The organism is Martelella sp. FLE1502, from assembly GCF_053484255.1.
Genome location: NZ_JBAKFQ010000012.1, coordinates 29,859 through 47,689, shown reverse-complemented (window position 1 = coordinate 47,689; position 17,831 = coordinate 29,859). Strand labels below are relative to the sequence as shown.

15 protein-coding genes and 1 other annotated feature are annotated in these 17,831 nt (G+C 61.6%); of the genes, 8 read left to right on the top strand and 7 right to left on the bottom strand.

Annotated features, from left to right (window positions below):
• Positions 1-108: 108 nt before the first annotated feature.
• The gene (locus tag V6767_RS12080; RefSeq protein ID WP_448473725.1) at positions 109-468 is read left to right on the top strand and encodes a response regulator; all 360 of its coding nucleotides are present in this window, start codon (positions 109-111) and stop codon (positions 466-468) included.
• 69 nt (positions 469-537) lie between these two features.
• On the opposite strand, the gene V6767_RS12075 is transcribed toward V6767_RS12080, so the two are convergent.
• The 5 genes from V6767_RS12075 to argH form a co-directional block, all read right to left on the bottom strand.
• Positions 538-1,293: an SDR family NAD(P)-dependent oxidoreductase gene (locus V6767_RS12075; protein WP_448473724.1), complete on the bottom strand. Its 756-nt coding sequence runs from the start codon at positions 1,291-1,293 to the stop codon at positions 538-540.
• 93 nt (positions 1,294-1,386) lie between these two features.
• A complete protein-coding gene (locus V6767_RS12070; RefSeq protein WP_448473723.1) occupies positions 1,387-3,924 on the bottom strand; it encodes a TIGR02302 family protein in 2,538 nt (845 codons plus the stop codon).
• A gap of 102 nt (positions 3,925-4,026) precedes the next feature.
• The gene (gene lysA / locus V6767_RS12065) at positions 4,027-5,289 is read right to left on the bottom strand and encodes a diaminopimelate decarboxylase (protein WP_448473722.1); all 1,263 of its coding nucleotides are present in this window, start codon (positions 5,287-5,289) and stop codon (positions 4,027-4,029) included.
• 12 nt (positions 5,290-5,301) lie between these two features.
• Positions 5,302-5,562, bottom strand: a complete 261-nt coding sequence (lptM, locus tag V6767_RS12060; protein ID WP_448473721.1) for an LPS translocon maturation chaperone LptM — start codon at positions 5,560-5,562, stop codon at positions 5,302-5,304.
• A 348-nt stretch (positions 5,563-5,910) separates the two neighbouring features.
• Positions 5,911-7,308 (bottom strand): argininosuccinate lyase, encoded by a 1,398-nt coding sequence (gene argH, locus V6767_RS12055; RefSeq protein ID WP_448473720.1) that lies wholly within the window; start codon positions 7,306-7,308, stop codon positions 5,911-5,913.
• Between the two features lie 23 nt (positions 7,309-7,331).
• Here argH and tlpA point away from each other — a divergent pair, with 23 nt between their 5' ends.
• The 3 genes from tlpA to V6767_RS12040 all read left to right on the top strand — a co-directional run bounded on the left by tlpA (position 7,332) and on the right by V6767_RS12040 (position 10,521).
• The gene (gene tlpA / locus V6767_RS12050; RefSeq protein ID WP_448473719.1) at positions 7,332-8,000 is read left to right on the top strand and encodes a thiol:disulfide interchange protein TlpA; all 669 of its coding nucleotides are present in this window, start codon (positions 7,332-7,334) and stop codon (positions 7,998-8,000) included.
• Between the two features lie 75 nt (positions 8,001-8,075).
• Positions 8,076-9,380 carry a helix-turn-helix domain-containing protein gene (locus tag V6767_RS12045; protein ID WP_448473718.1) on the top strand — a complete coding sequence of 435 codons (1,305 nt, stop codon included), beginning with the start codon at positions 8,076-8,078 and terminating at the stop codon, positions 9,378-9,380.
• A 4-nt stretch (positions 9,381-9,384) separates the two neighbouring features.
• Positions 9,385-10,521: a beta family protein gene (locus V6767_RS12040; protein ID WP_448473717.1), complete on the top strand. Its 1,137-nt coding sequence runs from the start codon at positions 9,385-9,387 to the stop codon at positions 10,519-10,521.
• A 131-nt stretch (positions 10,522-10,652) separates the two neighbouring features.
• On the opposite strand, the gene ligD is transcribed toward V6767_RS12040, so the two are convergent.
• Together ligD and ku are read right to left on the bottom strand one after the other, a co-directional pair.
• Complete coding sequence (ligD, locus tag V6767_RS12035) at positions 10,653-13,145, bottom strand: DNA ligase D (protein WP_448473716.1); 2,493 nt, start codon at positions 13,143-13,145, stop codon at positions 10,653-10,655.
• A gap of 1 nt (position 13,146) precedes the next feature.
• Positions 13,147-14,004, bottom strand: a complete 858-nt coding sequence (gene ku, locus V6767_RS12030; RefSeq protein WP_448473715.1) for a non-homologous end joining protein Ku — start codon at positions 14,002-14,004, stop codon at positions 13,147-13,149.
• A gap of 201 nt (positions 14,005-14,205) precedes the next feature.
• Here ku and V6767_RS12025 point away from each other — a divergent pair, with 201 nt between their 5' ends.
• The 4 genes from V6767_RS12025 (at position 14,206) to V6767_RS12010 (ending at position 17,723) form a co-directional block, all read left to right on the top strand.
• Positions 14,206-14,772 carry a Panacea domain-containing protein gene (locus V6767_RS12025; protein WP_448473714.1) on the top strand — a complete coding sequence of 189 codons (567 nt, stop codon included), beginning with the start codon at positions 14,206-14,208 and terminating at the stop codon, positions 14,770-14,772.
• A gap of 3 nt (positions 14,773-14,775) precedes the next feature.
• Positions 14,776-15,159, top strand: a complete 384-nt coding sequence (locus V6767_RS12020) for a hypothetical protein (RefSeq protein ID WP_448473713.1) — start codon at positions 14,776-14,778, stop codon at positions 15,157-15,159.
• Between the two features lie 80 nt (positions 15,160-15,239).
• Positions 15,240-15,295: a sequence feature (sul1 is cis-regulatory element that is thought to sense ions involved in sulfur or methionine metabolism; They are found in Alphaproteobacteria), on the top strand.
• Positions 15,296-15,359: 64 nt separating this feature from the next.
• Positions 15,360-16,856, top strand: a complete 1,497-nt coding sequence (locus V6767_RS12015; protein WP_448473712.1) for a SulP family inorganic anion transporter — start codon at positions 15,360-15,362, stop codon at positions 16,854-16,856.
• Between the two features lie 12 nt (positions 16,857-16,868).
• On the top strand, positions 16,869-17,723 hold the full coding sequence (locus V6767_RS12010; RefSeq protein WP_448473711.1) for a universal stress protein: 855 nt from the start codon (positions 16,869-16,871) through the stop codon (positions 17,721-17,723).
• The last annotated feature ends 108 nt before the right edge of the window (positions 17,724-17,831 follow it).

Genomic DNA, 17,831 nt, shown 5'->3' with positions numbered 1-17,831 from the left:
GATGTTTACCTCTCGCTAGGAAAGTTCTGGTCATCTCCATTGCAACAAAGCCTGGAACAACAGGCTTGCAAGACGGGTTTTGAAAGACAGAGAGAACTGGATAGCGCCATGGCGAGGATTCTGATCACCGAAGACGAGGCATCGCTGCGTATGTTTGTCGCCCGCGCATTGCGGCTTGACGGCCACGAAACGGTGGAGGCCTGCGATGGTGCCGAGGGGCTCGAGCTTCTCAGCGAAAGCCACTACGATCTTCTTCTCTCCGACGTGCGCATGCCGATCATGGACGGCATTGCGTTGGCCCACGCCACCGCAACCGACCATCCGCGCACCAAGATCCTGCTGATGACCGGCTTTGCCGAGCAGCGCGAACGCGCCGATGACCTGATGGAAAAGATCGTCGACGTGGTCTCCAAGCCTTTCGCGCTGCCGGATATCCGCAAGGCCGTGGCCCGCGCGCTGGCGGCATAGGGTCGGGCTAAAGCCGCTGCAGTTTTGAAAAGGCCGCTGCCCGCCGAGGGCAACGGCCTTTTGCTTGTCTTACTGCGCGGAATAGCCGCCATCCACCAGATGATAGCTGCCGGTGACGAAGGAGGCATCTTCGGAAAGCAGGAAGGCCGTCAGGGCGGCGACTTCTTCGGATTTGCCGAGCCGGCCGATCGGATGGAGCGCGACGAGGCCTTCGATAGCCTCCGGCTCAAGGTTTTCATCAAGCAGCGGCGTGCGGATGAAGCCGGGGCCGACGGCATTGATGCGGATGCCGCGCTTGGAATATTCCAGCGCCGCGGACTTGGTCATGCCGACCAGCGCATGTTTCGAGGCGACATAGGCCGGCGCGGTGGCAAAACCGTTGGTCCCGAGGATCGAAGACATGTTGACGATCGATCCGCCGCCCGAAGCCTCGATCGCGGCAAGCTCATATTTCATGCAATAGAAGACGGAGTGCAGGTCGACATTGAGCACCTTGTGCCAGGTATCGATATCGTAATCGCCGATCGGCTCCGACGGACCGCCGATGCCGGCATTGTTGACCGCGCCATAAAGCCCGCCATATGTCTTGACGGCGAAATCCACCATGGCTTCCACGGCCTTCGGGTCGCTCACGTCAACGGCGAAAGCGGCGGCCTTGCCGCCGGATTTCTCGACCTCGGCGGCGGCTTTCTTCGCATGATCCTCATTGAGATCGGCCACAACGACGTTGGCACCTTCGCGCGCCAGAAGCTGGACGCAGGCCTCGCCGATACCGGAAGCGCCCCCGGTCACGATGACGGTCTTGTTTTCGAATCTCTGGGACATGACGATACTCCTTGATGCCGGCGCTTCCGTGTGGGCGCCATTGATTCAAGTGGCGCCGAAAGGGTGCGTTTTAAAGGCATATCGAAGCAAAAATCAGTTCTGTGACTGGGGCTCCAGAAGCCGTTCCAGATAGGGCGGTTCGGAGGGCAGCGGGGCCTGTTCGTTCAGCCGCTCGCGGATGGCGTCAAGAATCTCGCGGGCGCGCTGGACGGTGATCTCGTCGGGCACGTCGACATTGTCGCCGAAGTCGGGCCCGTCGGCGCCCTGGTTGCGGCCCAGCGGATCGCGTCCGGCCTGGTTGCCCCAGCCGGTCTGGCCGCCCGGGCCCTGTCCCTGCTGGCCCTGCCCCTGCGCCATCATCGAATTCATCATCTGCTGGGCGCCCTGGCGCAGCGCCTCCAGCGCGTTGCCCTGCCCTTCGACAGCCGCGGAACCCTCGCCCTCGCCGAGCGCGCCGGCCGCCCCTTCCATGGCCTCGCCGGCCTGATCGAAGCCTTCCGCCGGCGGCATGCCGAGTTCTGAAAGCTTCTGCTGCATTTCCGAGAGCTGTTCGGCGAGCCCCTGCTGCTGCTCCTGAAGCTGTTTCAGCGCCTCGCGCAACTCTTCCGCCGTCATGTCGCGCGGCGCTTTCTCGCCGTTCTCACCCTGCTCCCCGGGCGAAGGCTGCGGATCGCCCCAGCGTTCCCGGTCCTGCAATTGCTGGTCGAGGTCGAAGGTCTCGTTCATCAGCCGCTGCTGTTCCTGGATCAGTTCGCCGAGCTTGTCGATCTGCTGGCGCATCTCGGAATTCTGTTGCCCGCCCTGCTGCTGGGCGGTGGAGGACGGCGGCTGGAGATTGTTCATCATCCGCTGCAGCTCCGACAGCAACTGCTGGGCGGCATCGCGATTGCCCGAGCGGGCGAGGTTTTCGAGCTGATTGAGGAGATTGTCGAGATCGCGCTGGCGCAGCGTCTGCTGATCGCCCGGCATCTGCTCGGAGGGCTGCATGCGCTGCGCCATCTCGGACATGAATTGCTGCATTGCCTCGCGCAATTCCTGCATCAGCTTCGCGATCTCGGCGTCCGATGCGCCATTTTCCAGCGCCTCGCTCAGCGCGTCCTGCGCCTCGCGCAGACGCCGCTCGGCATCCGACAGCGCGCCGTCCTCGATGCCGGTGGCAATATCCCACATGTAGTCGGCGGTATCGCGATAGCTGTCTTCATCGTGAGCAAGCGTCATCCGGGTCTGCGCCGACTTGATCAGCAGGAATTGCGTGAGGTCCGGGATCGTCTCCTCCGGCCTGAGCGTGATCGCCGCGCTATATTGCAGCGCCTCCGGCATGCGGCGCGTGTCGAGCGCAAAAATCTGGCGCTGCTCGGCAACCGAACCGGCAAGCAGATTGCGGAAGGTGCGCTCCGGCAGCACCATTTCCAGCGCCGGGCTTCTGCCGACATGGCCGGCCGCGTCCTCGGCCACCAGCGTGATCGTGACCGGCGTGCCGGACAGCGGATGTTCCGTCAGATTGCGGCTGGTGAAGGCGGAATGATCCTTCGACGAGCGCGCCGGCATGTTGAGCGGAAATTCCGGCAGCGGATAGACCGGCTCGGCATGCGGATCGACATCGCCCGCCGGCGCGATCTCGGCATAAGCGCGGGTGACGCCGTAATCGTCGGTCAAGGTATATTCGAGTTCCAGTGCCCCGTTCGCCGCCGCCTTCGGCGTGCCCTTGAAGGCGATCACCGGCGCTTCATCGGGATCGACCGTGATCTCCCAGCTTCGCCCGGCCGCGTCCAGCCGGCCGCCGGAGGAGAGCGAGAAGCTGGCGCTGTTGGCGAGCGCGCCCTGTTCGGCCTCGGCAGGTGCTTGCGCCTCGTCATTGCCGTCGGGCGTGAAGGTAATCGGCTGGTCCGCGCCCTCACCGGAAAGCCGGACGGTGAGCACCGACCCTTCGGGAATGCCAGTGATCGCCTCCCCGCCATCGGCCTGAAGATAGACCGGGGCCTTGCGGGTATAGCCGGGCGGCGAAATCCAGGCGTCGAAGCGGAGCGCCACCTGCGTCTCCCCCTCGCCTGCTGGCGGGGCGAAGGCATCGGCCAGCCGCGACGCGCTGTCGGGACCGGAATAAAACCAGGCGACGAACAGCAGCAGCACGGGGATTGCGCGCAGGGCGTACGGGTCGACGGCGGAAAGATCCGGCTTCGGCGGGGAGCTGTCGATTGCGCTGAGACGCTCGGCCATGCGGCGCTGATGGGCCTGCCACAGCGCCATCGCCTCCGGCGTTTCCCGCGCCGGGCGATCGAGCCGCACCGAAATCGCCTGATGGGCAAGCGCGTTATGCGCCTCCAGCCGCCACTCGGCGGCATGGGCCGAGGGAATGCGCAGATGGCGCAGCGGCCACAGGCTGACGACGAAACCGATGACAAGGAAAAACAGCAGCGCGATCCTGACCGCGAACGGCAGCAGCAGAAACACGCCGAGCCATGACAGCGCGACGTAAAGCGCCACCACTGCGACCGGCCACAGCAGAAGCGGCGCGAGCTGTTCGACGAAGAGGTTGAAGCGCGTGAGCGCGCGCTTGCGGCGGATGCGGCGCGTCAGCGCGTCATCCACTGCATCCTTGCGTTTTCCCGCAGTGTGTTTCTGCCCGGTCATGAGCCCCTGTGGTCGCGCGGCGTTGTGGCTTCAGAATAGCACGCTTTGTGTCGATAGCGAGGTGAGGCCGGGAAATTCCCGGTTCACATTCCCGCGACCGGCCTAAAGCCAATCCGGCAGCGAATCGAGGCCGATCAGCTCGTCATAGCTGCCGCGCGGGCGCACCACGTGGAAGCGGTCGCCATCGACCAGCACTTCCGGCACCAGAAGGCGGGTATTATAGGTGCCGGCCTGAACCGCGCCATAGGCGCCCGCCGTCATCACCGCGAACAGATCGCCGGGCGCGGGGCGCGGCATTTCACGGGCAAGCGCCAGATAATCGCCGGTTTCGCAGACCGGGCCGACGACATCAGCGGTGATCCGCTCCGCCCCGGGCTTCAGGGCCACAGGGCGGATATCGTGCCAGGCGTCGTAAAGCGTCGGGCGGATCAGATCGTTCATCGCGCCGTCGACGATGACGAAGCTCTTGGCCTCGGCATCCTTCACATAGATCACCTCGGTAACGAAGATGCCGGCATTGCCGGCGATCATCCGCCCCGGCTCCGCCACGATCCGGCAATCGAGACCCGCCAGTTCCTCGCGGATGACGGCGGCATAGGCGAGCGGCTCCGGCGGCGGGTTGTTGTCAAACTGATAGGGAATGCCGAGCCCGCCGCCGACATCGACATGGTCGATCGCGTGGCCGGCGGCGCGCAGCTCCGTGACCAGTTCGCGCATCAGCCGGAAGGCGTCGCGGAACGGGGAAAGCTCGGTGATCTGGCTGCCGATATGCATGTCGATGCCGGTGATCCGAATGCCCGGCAGGCTGGCCGCATGGGCATAGACTGCATGCGCGCGCGAAAACGCGATGCCGAACTTGTTTTCCTTCTTGCCGGTCGAAATCTTGGCATGTGTCTTCGCATCCACATCCGGATTGATGCGGAAGGAGACCGGGGCGACGACGCCCTTCGCCACGGCGCGCGCGTTCAGCACCTCCAGTTCCGGCTCGGACTCGACATTGAAGCAGTAGATGCCGGCATCGAGCGCGAAATCGATCTCGCGCACGGTCTTGCCGACGCCGGAAAACACGATTCTTTCGGCCGGGACGCCAGCGGCCAGCGCCCGGCGCAATTCGCCTTCCGAAACCACATCCATGCCCGCGCCGAGATTGGCGAGCGTCTTCAGCACCGCCTGATTGGAATTGGCCTTGACCGCGTAGCAGACCAGCGCGTCCGTACCCGCGAAAGCCTCGGCGAAGACCTTGTAGTGGCGGGTGAAGGTGGCGGTGGAATAGCAATAGAACGGCGTGCCGACGGCCGCCGCGATCGCCGGAATGGAAACGCCCTCGGCATGGAGAACGCCGTCGCGATATTCGAAATGGTTCACGTCTGGCCTGCGTCAGTTAAGCAGTGGATCGAGAAGGAAGGGCTCGCCATCGACGGCGGCATCCGGCCCGTCATTGACGACATCGTCGCCCGAGCCGTCAAACACGATCGGCTTGTCGTTGGGCGCAAGCCGGATGGTTGGCTCGGACTGGGTTTTGGCGGCGCGCGCCTGCTGCTCGGGCGTGGGCGGCGGCACTTCCAGCGGCCCGCGTCGCCCGCAGGAAGCAAGGGAAAGCGCCATCAGCGCAACAACTGCAATCGTGATCGTCTTCATCAAGAGCCCCGAACCGGATACGGGCCCCGCAAACGCAAACGCCCTGGCCACCCTGATAACCGATCAGAACCGCTTTGTGCACCCCAAATTGCGCGACTGAAAGAAAGTCGCCGCCCACGGGACCGTGTCAAACCCGCGCGGGCGAACGCTTCTGAGCATAGAGCAGTCGAAGCTCGCTCCCAATATTCTCTCCCGCTTGCGGGAGAGATACCCCCGAAAGGGGGAGTGAGGGTGATGCAGCATTTCGAAACGTGAGAGCGCTCGCGGGGATAGACTCCCCCCTCACTGTCGCTTTCGCGACATCTCTCCCCTCCGGGGCGAGAAGACTGGGGGGCTATGCGGCCTCCCTCAGACGCGCTCGCGCCACCAGGCGATCTGCTTTCTCACCTCGTCCGGGGCCGTGCCGCCGAAGCTCTTGCGGCTGGCGACGGAGGCTTCCACGGTCAGCACGTCGAAAATGCCCCCGGTGATCGCCGGGTTGATGCCCTGCAATTCTTCCAGCGAGAGTTTCGCCAGATCGCAGCCCTTCTTCTCCGCCAGCGCCACGGCGGCGCCGGTTGCGTGGTGGGCGTCGCGGAAGGGCAGGCCCGCCTCGCGCACCAGCCAGTCGGCAAGGTCGGTGGCGGTGGAAAAGCCGGAGCCGGCGGCGGCCTTCATCGCATCGACATTGACGGTCAGGTCGCCGACCATGCCGGTCATCGCGGCGATTGCCAGATCGAGGCTGCGGGCGGCGTCGAACACCTGTTCCTTGTCTTCCTGCATGTCCTTGGAATAGGCGAGCGGCAGGCCCTTCATCACCGTCAGAAGCGCCACCAGCGCGCCGTTGATGCGGCCGGTCTTGGCGCGCACGAGTTCCGCGGCATCCGGGTTCTTCTTCTGCGGCATGATCGAGGAGCCGGTGGAAAAACTATCCGACAGTCGCACGAAATTGAACTGCGGCGTCGACCAGATCACGATTTCCTCTGCCAATCGAGAAAGGTGCGTGGCGCAGATCGAGGCGAGCGACAGAAACTCCAGCGCGAAATCGCGGTCCGACACCGTGTCGATGGAATTGCGCGTCGGCCCGCCGGAAAAGCCGAGCGCTTCCGCCGTCATGTGCCGGTCGATGGCAAAGCCGGTGCCTGCCAGCGCCGCAGCACCAATCGGGCTTTCGTCCAGATGCTCGATGGCGTGGCGCACGCGGGCGCGGTCGCGGCCGAACATCTCGACATAGGCCATGCAGTGATGGCCGAAGGTGACGGGCTGGGCTGTCTGCAGATGGGTGAAGCCCGGCATCACGGTTCCGGCATGCTCTTCCGCGCGCGTCAAAAACACGCCGATCAGTCGGGTGAGCGCGGCTTCCGTGCGCTGCAGCTCCTTCTTCACCCACAGGCGAAAGTCGAGCGCGACCTGGTCGTTGCGCGAGCGGGCGGTATGGAGGCGACCGGCGGCAGGGCCGATCAGCTCGCGCAGCCGCGCCTCGATATTCATGTGAATATCCTCGAGCTGGCGCGAAAAGGCGAAATCGCCAGCCTCGATCTCACGGCGAATTGTATTGAGACCCTCGATAATTGAGGCGCTGTCCTCTTTCGAAACGATGCCTTTTTCGGCAAGCATCGTGGCGTGCGCAATCGAGCCGTCGATATCCTCGCTATAGAGCGCCTTGTCGAAATCGATGGAGGCATTTATCTCCTCCATGATCGCATCGGGACCGGAGGCGAAACGTCCGCCCCACATCTTGTTCGAGGTGCTGTTGTCGGAAGCCATGAAGTGCCTATCTGGAGAATGACATGACAGAGAAGAAGAGCCGCAAAAGCCCGGTCTCCGCCAAACTGGTTCTAATCGCGCTTGCCGCTGGCCTGATTGCCGGCGCCGTCGCGGTATACGTGAAAAACGCCGTGACTGGCAATGGCATGGGCGATCTCGCCGAAAGCCAGTGCAAACCCGCCGTCGAGACCGCCGAACGCCTGAAGCCGCTCGCAATAGGCGAGGTCGCCGCCTTCATCCCCGCCGAAAAGCCGCAAAAGCTCCCGAACCTCGCCTTTCGCGACAGCGACGGCGAAACCACGCTTGCAGACCTTTCCGGCAAGACCGTGCTGATGAACCTCTGGGCCACATGGTGCATTCCCTGCCGCGAGGAAATGCCGGCGCTCGACCGGCTGGAAGCCGATATGGGCGGCGAAAACTTCGAGGTCGTCGCCGTCAACATCGACACAGGCACCGACGAAAAACCGCTCCGCTTCCTCGAAGACATCGGCATAAACGCGCTCGCCTTCTACCGCGACGAAACCATGACGACCTTCAACACCCTGAAAAAGGAAGGCCTGGCCTTCGGCCTGCCGTCAACGGTGCTGATCGACGAGAACGGGTGTTTGCTCGGCGCGATGAACGGCCCGGCGGAGTGGGATAGCGCGGATGCCAAGGCGCTGGTGGGGGCGGCGCTTGGGGGGGATAGCTAAGACGAATAACAAGGGTGAGAACGCCGAAAATTCCGGCCACATTGCACACAACATTTTTGTTGTGTATTATGGGGCATGTCCGATTTTTTGTTGATTCTTAACGAGCGGGAAGCGCGAGAAGCACGAGCAATAGCTTCGGAGCTTGATGAACTGTTGTCATCGGCACAGGCGTTTCAGCCCGTAGTCGCTGGCCTTCCTCCTCAGGTAGTTGCAGGCTTCAGAAACGCAATAAAAACCGAGAGAAAAGAACTTGAAGCCCTCGTTAAGGCGTACGAGGCAGCGAAGGCCGGGGACTTTGGAGAGCTTGAACGGAGGACCGAGAACGATCCTGGTCTCACGCTAATAGTAGCTCGTATAGCTCGTGGGCTAACACAAAAGGAATTAGCAAGAAAACTGGGCCTAAAAGAGCAGCAGGTTCAAAGATACGAAGCCGACAGATATAATTCCATTAGCCTCGCCAACTTTCGACGTATTGCGAGATTCTTGGGCGTTGATTGGAGAATGGGCTTATCCCAGTGGTTCGGAGGCGGCTGGAACATCGCGCATGACGTCTCTGCGGCTGAAGTTAAGAAAATATTGAAACATGCTCGCGCCAACGGCTGGTTCGGGAATGAAGATACAGCAGTTCTAGCTACCGAAGAAAGCTTCAATTATCTTCAGCGCTACGTGTCAGATCACATACTGAAATACGGTAGCCCTTCTTTGCTGCGAACTGGGTTGAATGTGGAGGACCACTCAGAGGACCTTTTGCTACTGGCCTGGAAAGCTCGGGTGACTCGGCGCGCCGAGCAGATCATCTCCACCTACGCCGTGGCCTATCGGCCTCTCGACATAGCTTGGATCATGGAATTAGCGAGACTCAGCCAGCACAAAGACGGACCGGCGCGTGCGCGCGATTTTCTGCTGAGTAAAGGGATCGTGCTGGTAGCCGAGCCGCAAATACCTGGAATGAAGGTTGATGGCGCTGCTTTCCTGTTAGAAGGCGTGCCGGTTATTGGCTTGACGTTGCGGCGAGATACTGTCGACAACTTTTGGTTCACACTGCTGCACGAGGTCGGGCATGTCATTCTCCATTACCGCACTGGCCTCCGCACTGGCTTCTTCGACGATACCGACACAACCAGCGTTGACGAGATCGAGCAGGAAGCCAACGACTTCGCCTCGAACGTATTGATCCCTGAAGAGCGATGGAAGCGCTCGCCAGCCCGCATCACCAAATCTCCTGCGGTGGTCGAGAAATTCGCAAAAGAATTGGGGATAAACCCCGCCATCGTCTTCGGCAGGATCCAAAAAGAGAGGCGAAACTTCGCAATCTTCTCCAACTTGATCGGTAGAGGCGCGGTTAGAAAGCACCTGATCGAGTCTTCGAAAGGAACTTAGGACCATGACTCGCAATCGCCCCATCTACATTCCGACACTTCGCCTGAAGCAGGGCGAGTACCGAGGGCTGCAAGGGCTCGCTCCCGATGTGGCAGATAAGATCGTTCCCCAACTTGTAGTTCCTCCACCAAAGGAGCACGACCCGGAAAAGCAACGACTCCTCACTAAGGACGAGATTGTATACGAAACGGGGCGCCGCATCGCTGATCACTGGAAAATGCGCGACGCCTTACTTGATGTGCGCTTCTTGTTTTCGGAGTTCGGCGAGGCGGAGTGCGTCGAATGGTTGCCTAGGATGTTCGAGGTTGCACGCCAGGCCCATGCCCAATTGACACCTGTGATAGGGCTATCAGACGCCCTCGGGTCTCGCGCAGCAGCCTTTCGTTCAGCTATTTTGCCCGCAGCAGAAACTAAAGTCGCGTTACGGGTGGAATCCGGCGAAATCGACAGGGACCTCGGCGGTCGTTTGGCAGGCGCGATCTCCGCGCTCGGCGTATCCCCGGAAGCGTGCGCGATCTTAGCAGACTTTTCAGATGCCGACTTTTCCGATGCGCTCGCAGTAGCCGGGATCGCACAAGCCGCACTTGAGGACTTGCAAGATATCGGTCGTTGGCGTCAGGTGGTCTTCCAAGGCTCGAATTACCCTGGGAAGAATCCCGCTGTTGCTGACGGCAACGCGACCATCCCCCGCAACGAGTGGCTGGCTTGGAAAGAAGCGATTAAGCTCGACGGGACCTCGCCCGAACATTTAATTTTCGGCGACTATGGAGCTGATTGCTCAACATTTGAGTTCAGGAAATCCTCCGGTGCCATTCCGATCCGGCACTACCGATACACGACCTCCGACAGCTGGCTCGTGGTAAGGGGTTCAAAAGAGGGAAAGACCGGAGCCGTCATGCGCGCTGTCTGCGAACGTATCCTCAGGAGCGGCAAGTTTGCCGGGCGAAGCTTCAGTTCGGCGGATGACTATATTTACAAAACTGCCAAGGGGTGGGACGGGCCGGGCAATGGAACGACGTGGCGTCAAATCAATACGACCCACCACATTACGAGGGTGGTCCATGACATCGGCACTATCAAGGGTATGACCTTCACGGAAGCAACCTTTAGCGACCCGACCGACCAACTGTCGTTAATCTAATTTGCTTCTGGCCACATGGTGCGAGAAGCTCTCGGCATGCGCCGAATAACCTTCGATCAGCGGCAAGCAGGTCGGAAGTGATCAGTCGATTCGTATGGTTGCTAGTGGATCCTTGACGCCATCTCCCCCCCTCACCCCACCCGCTTCTCCAGCCTTCCAATCACCGCCTTCCCCAGCGTCTGCGGCTTCACCGCCAGTGCCGGGTCCCTGCCCTTCAGCCGCCCTGCCATATCGTCGATCGTAAACGCAGCAGCGCTTTTCAGGGCGTCCAGTTCCTCCCAGGTCACGGGGGTTGCCACGGGGGCGTTGGGGCGGGCGCGCAGCGAATAGGGGAGGATGGCGGTGGCGCCGCGTTCGTTGCGCAGCCAGTCGATGAAGATGCGGTTCTTGCGCTTTTCCTTCGACATGGTGGCGATGTAGCGCGCGGGGTCTTCCTCGGCCATCATATGGGCGAAGGTCTTGGCGAAGGCCTTGACCGTCTCCCAGCGCACCGTCCGTTTCAGCGGCACGATGACGTGGATACCCTTGCCGCCGGTGACCATGGCGGTCGATTGGAGGCCGATCTCGGAAAGCGCTTCGCGCATCTCGAAGGCGGCCTTCTTCGTCTCGGCAAAGCCGAGGCCCTCATCCGGGTCGAGGTCGAAGATCAGCCGGTCGGGCGCCTCGATCCTGTCGGCGCGCGCGCCCCAGCCGTGAAACTCGATCGTGCCCATCTGCGCGGCGGCGACGAAGCCCGCCACATCCTTCGCATAGAGATATTCGCCGGTGTCGCCGTCCTTCTCCTCGATATCGATGCGGGCGAGTTCGTCGGGAAAGCCCTTGCCGGCGTGTTTCTGGAAGAAACTCTCGCCATCAATGCCCGACGGGCAGCGAAACAGCGAGACCGGGCGGTGGCCGGCGATTTCCAGCATGCGGCTACCGACAGCCGCGTAATGGCGGGCGACATCGGCCTTGGTGACGCCGGCCTTGCCGAAAAGCTGGCGGTCCGGATGGGTGATCTCGATGCCGGCGACCGTGTCGCCCTTCGCTTTCTCCGCCTGCACCGCGCCTGCCTCCTTGTCCTCTCTCAAGCCCAGAAACGCGCCGTGGCGGACATGGCCATCGGCGGTGAACTCGGCAAAATCGATCTCCGCCGTCAGTTTCGGCGTCACCCAGCGCGCATCGCGGGCGATCTCGCGCGGCACCTCGGCAAAGGGCGCGGTCTTGCGGGCAAGGCGCTTCAGCCGGTCGCCGAGATCATCCAGCGTCTTCTCGTCAAACCCCGTGCCGACGCGGCCGCGATAGCAGAACACCCCGTCATCATCATACTGGCCGATGAGGAGCGAGGCAAAGGGCCGGCCCTTCTTGTCGGACGGCGAATAGCCGCCGATTACGAATTCCTGCCGGCGCGAGCATTTTATCTTGCGCCAGGCGCTGGTGCGGGTGTGGCGATAGGGCGCATCCGCCCGCTTCGACACGATCCCCTCCCCGCCGGCCTTGCAGATTTTTGTCAGGATATCGCCGCCATCGCCCTCGACAAAGGTGGAAAGCCGGATCGGGCCCGCTTCGGTGTCGAGCGGCGCCAGCGCCTCCTCAAGCTGCTGCTTGCGCTCGCTGAGCGGCAGGTCGGTCAGCGATTTGTCGTCGCGCTCCAGAATATCGAAGACGTAGAAGATCAGCGGCGCGCCCTCCTGAAGGGCGGCCTGCAGGGCGGAGAAGGCCGAGCCATCCTTCGGCACGGAGGCCGCCATGATCTCGCCGTCGATCAGCAGGTTTTCGCCCTCAAGCGGCGCGAAGGCCTCGGCCAGATCGCCGTATTTCTCCGTCCAGTCCTTGCCGGAGCGGGTGTAGAGCTTTGCCTGGCCATTGCTGAGGGCGGCGATGCAGCGGTAGCCGTCAAACTTGGTTTCGTGGATCCAGTCCTCGCCGTCGGGCGCCTCGTCGTAGAGCGTGGCGAGCTGGGGCTTGCGGAAGGCGGGGAATTTCGCCTTTCCGCGCGGCTTTTTCTTCTGCGGGTGCTGCTTGTCAGTGGGCTTTTTGGTGCGGCGTTTCCACACATCATGGCCGGCCTCGATCTCGCTGAAGGAGCGGCCGGTGGTGACGCTTTCCTCGAAGTCCTCCGTCAGCCGGTCGGGCTCCTCGCCGGCCTTGTCGTCGCGCTCCTTGATCAGGAGCCAGTTCTCGCGCTTCTCGCCGCGCCGGCCGCGCATCTTCACCAGCGCCCAGCCGCCCTGCATCCGCTCGCCCTTCAGGCGGAAATGCAGCTTGCCTTCCTTCAGCCCCTCCTCCGGGTCGTGCAGCGGCTCCCAGCTTCCGGCGTCCCACACCATCACCGTGCCGCCGCCATATTGCCCCTTGGGAATGGTGCCCTCGAAATCGGCGTAATCCAGCGGATGGTCCTCGGTTCTGACCGCCAGCCGCTTCTCGCCGGGGTCATCGCTCGGGCCGCGGGTCACGGCCCAGCTTAGAAGCACGCCGTCCCACTCCAGCCGGAAATCGAAATGCAGCCTTCGGGCATCATGCTTCTGCACGACGAATTTGAGATCGCCCGCGCGGCTCTTGCGGGCGCGGCCGCGTTTCGGCTCCTTGGTCTTTTCAAAGTCGCGGCGGGTTTCGTATTCGGCAAGCTTGTCGGGGGCGGCCATATCACGACGCCTTCTTGCGGCCTGAGGATTTCGTGGTGGACTTGGTTCCGGGGGTTTTCTTCGCCGCCGAACCGCGCTTGGCGGTGGATTTGCCGGATTTCGCGCCGTCCAGGCTCTTCTTCAGCGCGCTCATCAGGTCCACCACATTGTCGCTGGTGCCGGAGGCGCGGTTCCTCTCGTCGGCGCTGGCGCGCGGGGTCTTGCGGTTCTTCTGCTTGGCCTTCAACAGCTCCGTTAGCGCCTCGCGATAGTGATCATGGTAGTTTTCAGCCTTGAACGGCGCGGTCTTGCGGTCGATCAGCGAGGTGGCGACCTCCAGCAGATCATCATCGCTCGCCTCGTCCTCGATCGAGGAGAACAGCGGGTCGGCATTGCGGATCTCGTCGGCGTAATGCAGCGTTTCCAAGAGCAACCCGTCGCCGCAGGGGCGCACGGCGGCGAGATATTCCTTGCCGCGCATGGTGAGCTGGCCGAGCGCGGTCTTCTCCGAACGCCTCAGCGCATCGCGGATCACCCGGTAGGCATCCTCCGCCAGATCATCGGCAGGCACGATATAATAGGGCTTGTCGTAATAGATCGGCGGAATTTCGCAGGAGCCGACGAACTGCACCAGCTCGAAGGTCTTCTTGGTCTCGAGCTTGATCGCGTCGATCTCTTCCGGGTCGATCAGGATATACTCGTCGTTCTGCTCGTAGCCCTTGACGATCTCGTCCGCATCGACCGGCCCGACGCCCTCGACCACCTTCTCATAGCGCACCCTTTTGCCCGTCGGCTTGTGAATCTGGCGGAAGGAAATGCTGGACGCCCGGCTGGTGGCCGAATGAAGCTCCACGGCAATCGACACCAGCGACAACCGCATCTGCCCTTTCCAAATCGCTCTTGAAGCCATGTTCCACGCTCCGGATACAAATACTCTCTACGCGATTGCAACGGCGAGGCAGGGGGTTTGGTTCCAGCGAGCTGCTGATTGAAAAATTGGAAACTTATGCTATCTAGATTGCAAATTGGTTTTAGTGCCAAGAAATTGGCGCAAGACCGCGATCATTGCTTGTGAGGCGATATGATGCGCACGAAAGCCCCCATCATTGAGCTTAAGGCTAACCGACCCAAAATCCTGGAGTCCGTTGTCTACCTCGTCTGCGAAGCCGACAGACTATCTAAGAATGCTTCGCAGTATGACATTGTTAAATCTGTGTTCCTTGCGGACAGGCGCCACCTCAACGAGTACGGCCGGCCCATAACCTTTGACAAGTATGTCGCCATGGAGCACGGCCCGGTTCCCTCTCATGTATACGATTTGCTGAAGAAGGATCCCGCCGCCGAGGACCTTCCCTGGTCGAGGGAACAGGCGGGGCCCAAGGTTTGGAATTACTTCGCGGCCAAACGCGAAGCAGATCCGGACATCCTGTCACAAAGCGACTTTGAAGCACTTGAGGAGGCATTCATCACCGTAAAGTCGCTGGGATTCAGCCAGATCAGGAAGCTCACGCATGAGGATCCGGCTTACATTGATGCTTGGGAGGACGATGGAAATCAGAAGGCATTCGATATGAGCTACATGATGCTTTTTGACGTGCCCGATATCGAAAAGGCAATGGAAGTGAAGTTCATTGCGGAAAACGCATAATTGATGAAAGCGGGCGATGTAGTGAAAATCTACGCGCCTGTCGCCGGGTATAATAAATACCACTTTTGCGTTTGCATTCCCGAAAACGAAACGGCCGGGAAGTTTCTTTATCTCAACTCCGATCCTGACTACCGCGACACGCTCTCTATCGATTGTAGCCGCATTCCATTTCTGCCTCCGTCGAGAACGGGGAAAACTGCGGTCAGCTTCACCAGCGTCGCGCGATACAACACTGAGAGACTGGAATTGTTTCAAGCGGAAGTTCTTGGTGAAATGCCGGATGATATCATCCATGAGATGTTCACGTTTGCTCAATCCGTCAGGTCGCTAACACGTTCAGATAAGCAGCTTGTTATTGAAGTGTTGGAAGCGCTGCTGTCGAAGTAACCGTACTTTTTTCCGCCATATTTTGCGCGCCCGAACCTTGCCCCCGGCCCGGCTCCCCGCTATTGAAAGCCGCAATGAACCCCGGACCCGGTGAAAATCCGGGTGGCTCTTCCGGCCGCCGATCCGCCGGACAACCGTTGAAACCTGTTTCCTCCCAAGCCGGGCGCTGCCCGCCGCAAACAGTATTTCAGGGACCATACATGTCATTCTCGCTCTCCACGTACCGCCGCGAGTGGTTCGGCACGCCGCGTGCCGATATTCTCTCCGGCCTCGTCGTGGCGATGGCGCTCATTCCGGAAGCCATCGCCTTTTCCATCATCGCCGGCGTCGACCCCAAGGTCGGCCTGTTCGCCTCGTTCTCGATCGCGGTCATCATCGCCTTCGTCGGCGGTCGTCCGGGCATGATCTCGGCCGCCACGGCGGCCACCGCCGTGTTGATGACGCCGCTGGTCGCCGGCCACGGGCTGGAATATCTGCTGGCCGCCACCGTGCTTGCCGGCGTCATTCAGGTGATCTTCGGCATATTGAAGCTCGGCGCGCTGATGCGGTTCGTCTCGCGCTCGGTGATGACCGGCTTCGTCAATGCGCTGGCGATCCTGATCTTCATGGCGCAATTGCCGGAGCTGATCGACGTGACGCCGATGACCTATGTTCTGGTCGCGGCCGCGCTGGCGATCATCTACCTTCTGCCTTACGTCACCAAGGCCGTCCCCTCGCCGCTGGTCGCGATCGTGCTGATCACGATTGTCGCAGTGGCTTTCGGCCTCGATGTCCGCAATGTCGGCGATATGGGCGAATTGCCGGAAAGCTTCCCGTTCTTCCATCTGCCGATGGTGCCGCTGACGCTTGAAACGCTGCTGATCATCCTGCCCTATTCGCTCGCCGTCGCCGTGGTCGGCCTCTTGGAAAGCCTGATGACCGCGCAGCTGATCGATGACCTCACCGACACCCGCTCCAACCGCAATCAGGAATGCGCCGGCCAGGGCATCGCCAATTTCTGCACCGGCTTCATCGGCGGCATGGCGGGCTGCGCCATGATCGGCCAGTCGATGATCAACATCAAATCCGGAGGCCGAGGCCGGCTTTCCACCTTCGTTGCCGGCGTCGTGCTGCTGATCCTGGTGGTCGTGCTCGACCAATGGGTGCGCCAGATCCCGATGCCGGCGCTGGTCGCCGTGATGATCATGGTCTCGATCGGCACCTTCTCCTGGTCCTCGATCAAGAACCTCAAGGATCATCCGCGCTCCTCCTCGATCGTCATGGTCGCGGTGGTCGCGGTTGTCGTCGCCACCCATAATCTCGCGATCGGCGTGCTCGTCGGCGTGCTGCTCTCCGGCATCTTCTTTGCCTGGAAGATCGCCCAGTTCTTCGGCGTGCGCTCCGAACTTTCGGCGGACGGCAAGACCCGCACCTATCATGTCGAGGGACAGTTGTTCTTCGCCTCGGTGGAGGATTTCAACGCCGCCTTCGATTTCCGCGAAGTGCTTGAGGAAGTGGTCATCGACCTGACCCGCGCCCATATCTGGGATATTTCAAGTGTTGCGGCGCTGGACATGGTTGTGATGAAATTCCGCCGTGAAGGCGCGGATGTGGAAGTCGTCGGCCTCAACGAGGCGAGCGCCACCATCGTCGACCGTCTCGCCGTTCACGACAAGCCGGACGCGCTCGAAGAATTCATGAAGCAACAGGGCCACTAGGAGGATACGGAAATGGAAAAGCTGACAGCTTTCATCGATGCCTCGAATTATGCCGAAAGCGTGTGCGACCATGCCGCGTGGATTGCCGGGCAACTGGGCATCTCCGTCGAGCTTGTGCATGTCCTGGGGCGCACCCGCGATAGCCAGGCGCACGCCAACCTCTCCGGCTCGATCGGCCTTGGCGCGCGTACGGCGCTTCTGGAGGAGCTTGCGGAGGCCGATGCGCAAAATGCCAAGCTTGCGCAAAAACGCGGCCGGCTATTGCTGGAAGCCGCCGTCGAGCGGCTCTCGGTGGAAGGCGTCACCGCCGTCACCACCAAGATGCGCAATGGCGATTTCGTCGAGGCGATCGAAGACGTCGGCGCGGATTCGCGGCTGATCGTGATCGGCAAGCGCGGCGAAGGCGCGGATTTCGCCTCCGGCCATCTCGGCTCAAATCTGGAGCGGGCGGTGCGCACCGCCAGGCGTCCGGTCTTCGTTGCCGCCCGCGCGTTCAAGCCGATCCACAAGGTGCTGATCGCCTATGATGGCGGGGCCAGCGCTGAAAAGGCAGTGGAGCGGGTGACCTCGAGCCCCATCCTGGAAAAGACCGACGTCACGCTGCTTGCGGTTTGCAAGGAAAACGACCAGTTGGCGCAAAAGGCGGCGGATGCCGTCAAGCGCCTTGAGGCCGCCAATGTCGCCGCCCGGCTTGTCATCCGGCCCGGCCACGCCGAAAAGGTGATCGAGGAGGTCGCGGCGGAGGAAAAGACCGATCTGCTGGTCATGGGCGCCTACGGCCATTCGCGCATCCGCACGCTGGTGATCGGCTCGACCACGACGGCGGTGCTGCGCGCCTGCAAGATCCCGGTTCTGCTGGTGCGATAATACCAAGCGCGGGGGGGGGGGGCCGCCCCCCCGCCGGCGCGCGCGCGCCACCATATTTTTTTTTTTTAAGTTACCGATAATATGGTTATTAAAAAAAAAAAACAAACC

What these genes read in the sequence shown, in the direction of transcription:
- V6767_RS12080 (WP_448473725.1), top strand. Translation starts at nt 109, where the DNA reads ATGGCGAGGATTCTGATCACCGAAGACGAGGCATCGCTGCGTATGTTT.
- V6767_RS12075 (WP_448473724.1), bottom strand. Translation starts at nt 1,293, where the DNA reads ATGTCCCAGAGATTCGAAAACAAGACCGTCATCGTGACCGGGGGCGCT.
- V6767_RS12070 (WP_448473723.1), bottom strand. Translation starts at nt 3,924, where the DNA reads ATGACCGGGCAGAAACACACTGCGGGAAAACGCAAGGATGCAGTGGAT.
- lptM (WP_448473721.1), bottom strand. Translation starts at nt 5,562, where the DNA reads ATGAAGACGATCACGATTGCAGTTGTTGCGCTGATGGCGCTTTCCCTT.
- argH (WP_448473720.1), bottom strand. Translation starts at nt 7,308, where the DNA reads ATGGCTTCCGACAACAGCACCTCGAACAAGATGTGGGGCGGACGTTTC.
- tlpA (WP_448473719.1), top strand. Translation starts at nt 7,332, where the DNA reads ATGACAGAGAAGAAGAGCCGCAAAAGCCCGGTCTCCGCCAAACTGGTT.
- V6767_RS12045 (WP_448473718.1), top strand. Translation starts at nt 8,076, where the DNA reads ATGTCCGATTTTTTGTTGATTCTTAACGAGCGGGAAGCGCGAGAAGCA.
- V6767_RS12040 (WP_448473717.1), top strand. Translation starts at nt 9,385, where the DNA reads ATGACTCGCAATCGCCCCATCTACATTCCGACACTTCGCCTGAAGCAG.
- ligD (WP_448473716.1), bottom strand. Translation starts at nt 13,145, where the DNA reads ATGGCCGCCCCCGACAAGCTTGCCGAATACGAAACCCGCCGCGACTTT.
- ku (WP_448473715.1), bottom strand. Translation starts at nt 14,004, where the DNA reads ATGCGGTTGTCGCTGGTGTCGATTGCCGTGGAGCTTCATTCGGCCACC.
- V6767_RS12025 (WP_448473714.1), top strand. Translation starts at nt 14,206, where the DNA reads ATGATGCGCACGAAAGCCCCCATCATTGAGCTTAAGGCTAACCGACCC.
- V6767_RS12020 (WP_448473713.1), top strand. Translation starts at nt 14,776, where the DNA reads ATGAAAGCGGGCGATGTAGTGAAAATCTACGCGCCTGTCGCCGGGTAT.
- V6767_RS12015 (WP_448473712.1), top strand. Translation starts at nt 15,360, where the DNA reads ATGTCATTCTCGCTCTCCACGTACCGCCGCGAGTGGTTCGGCACGCCG.
- V6767_RS12010 (WP_448473711.1), top strand. Translation starts at nt 16,869, where the DNA reads ATGGAAAAGCTGACAGCTTTCATCGATGCCTCGAATTATGCCGAAAGC.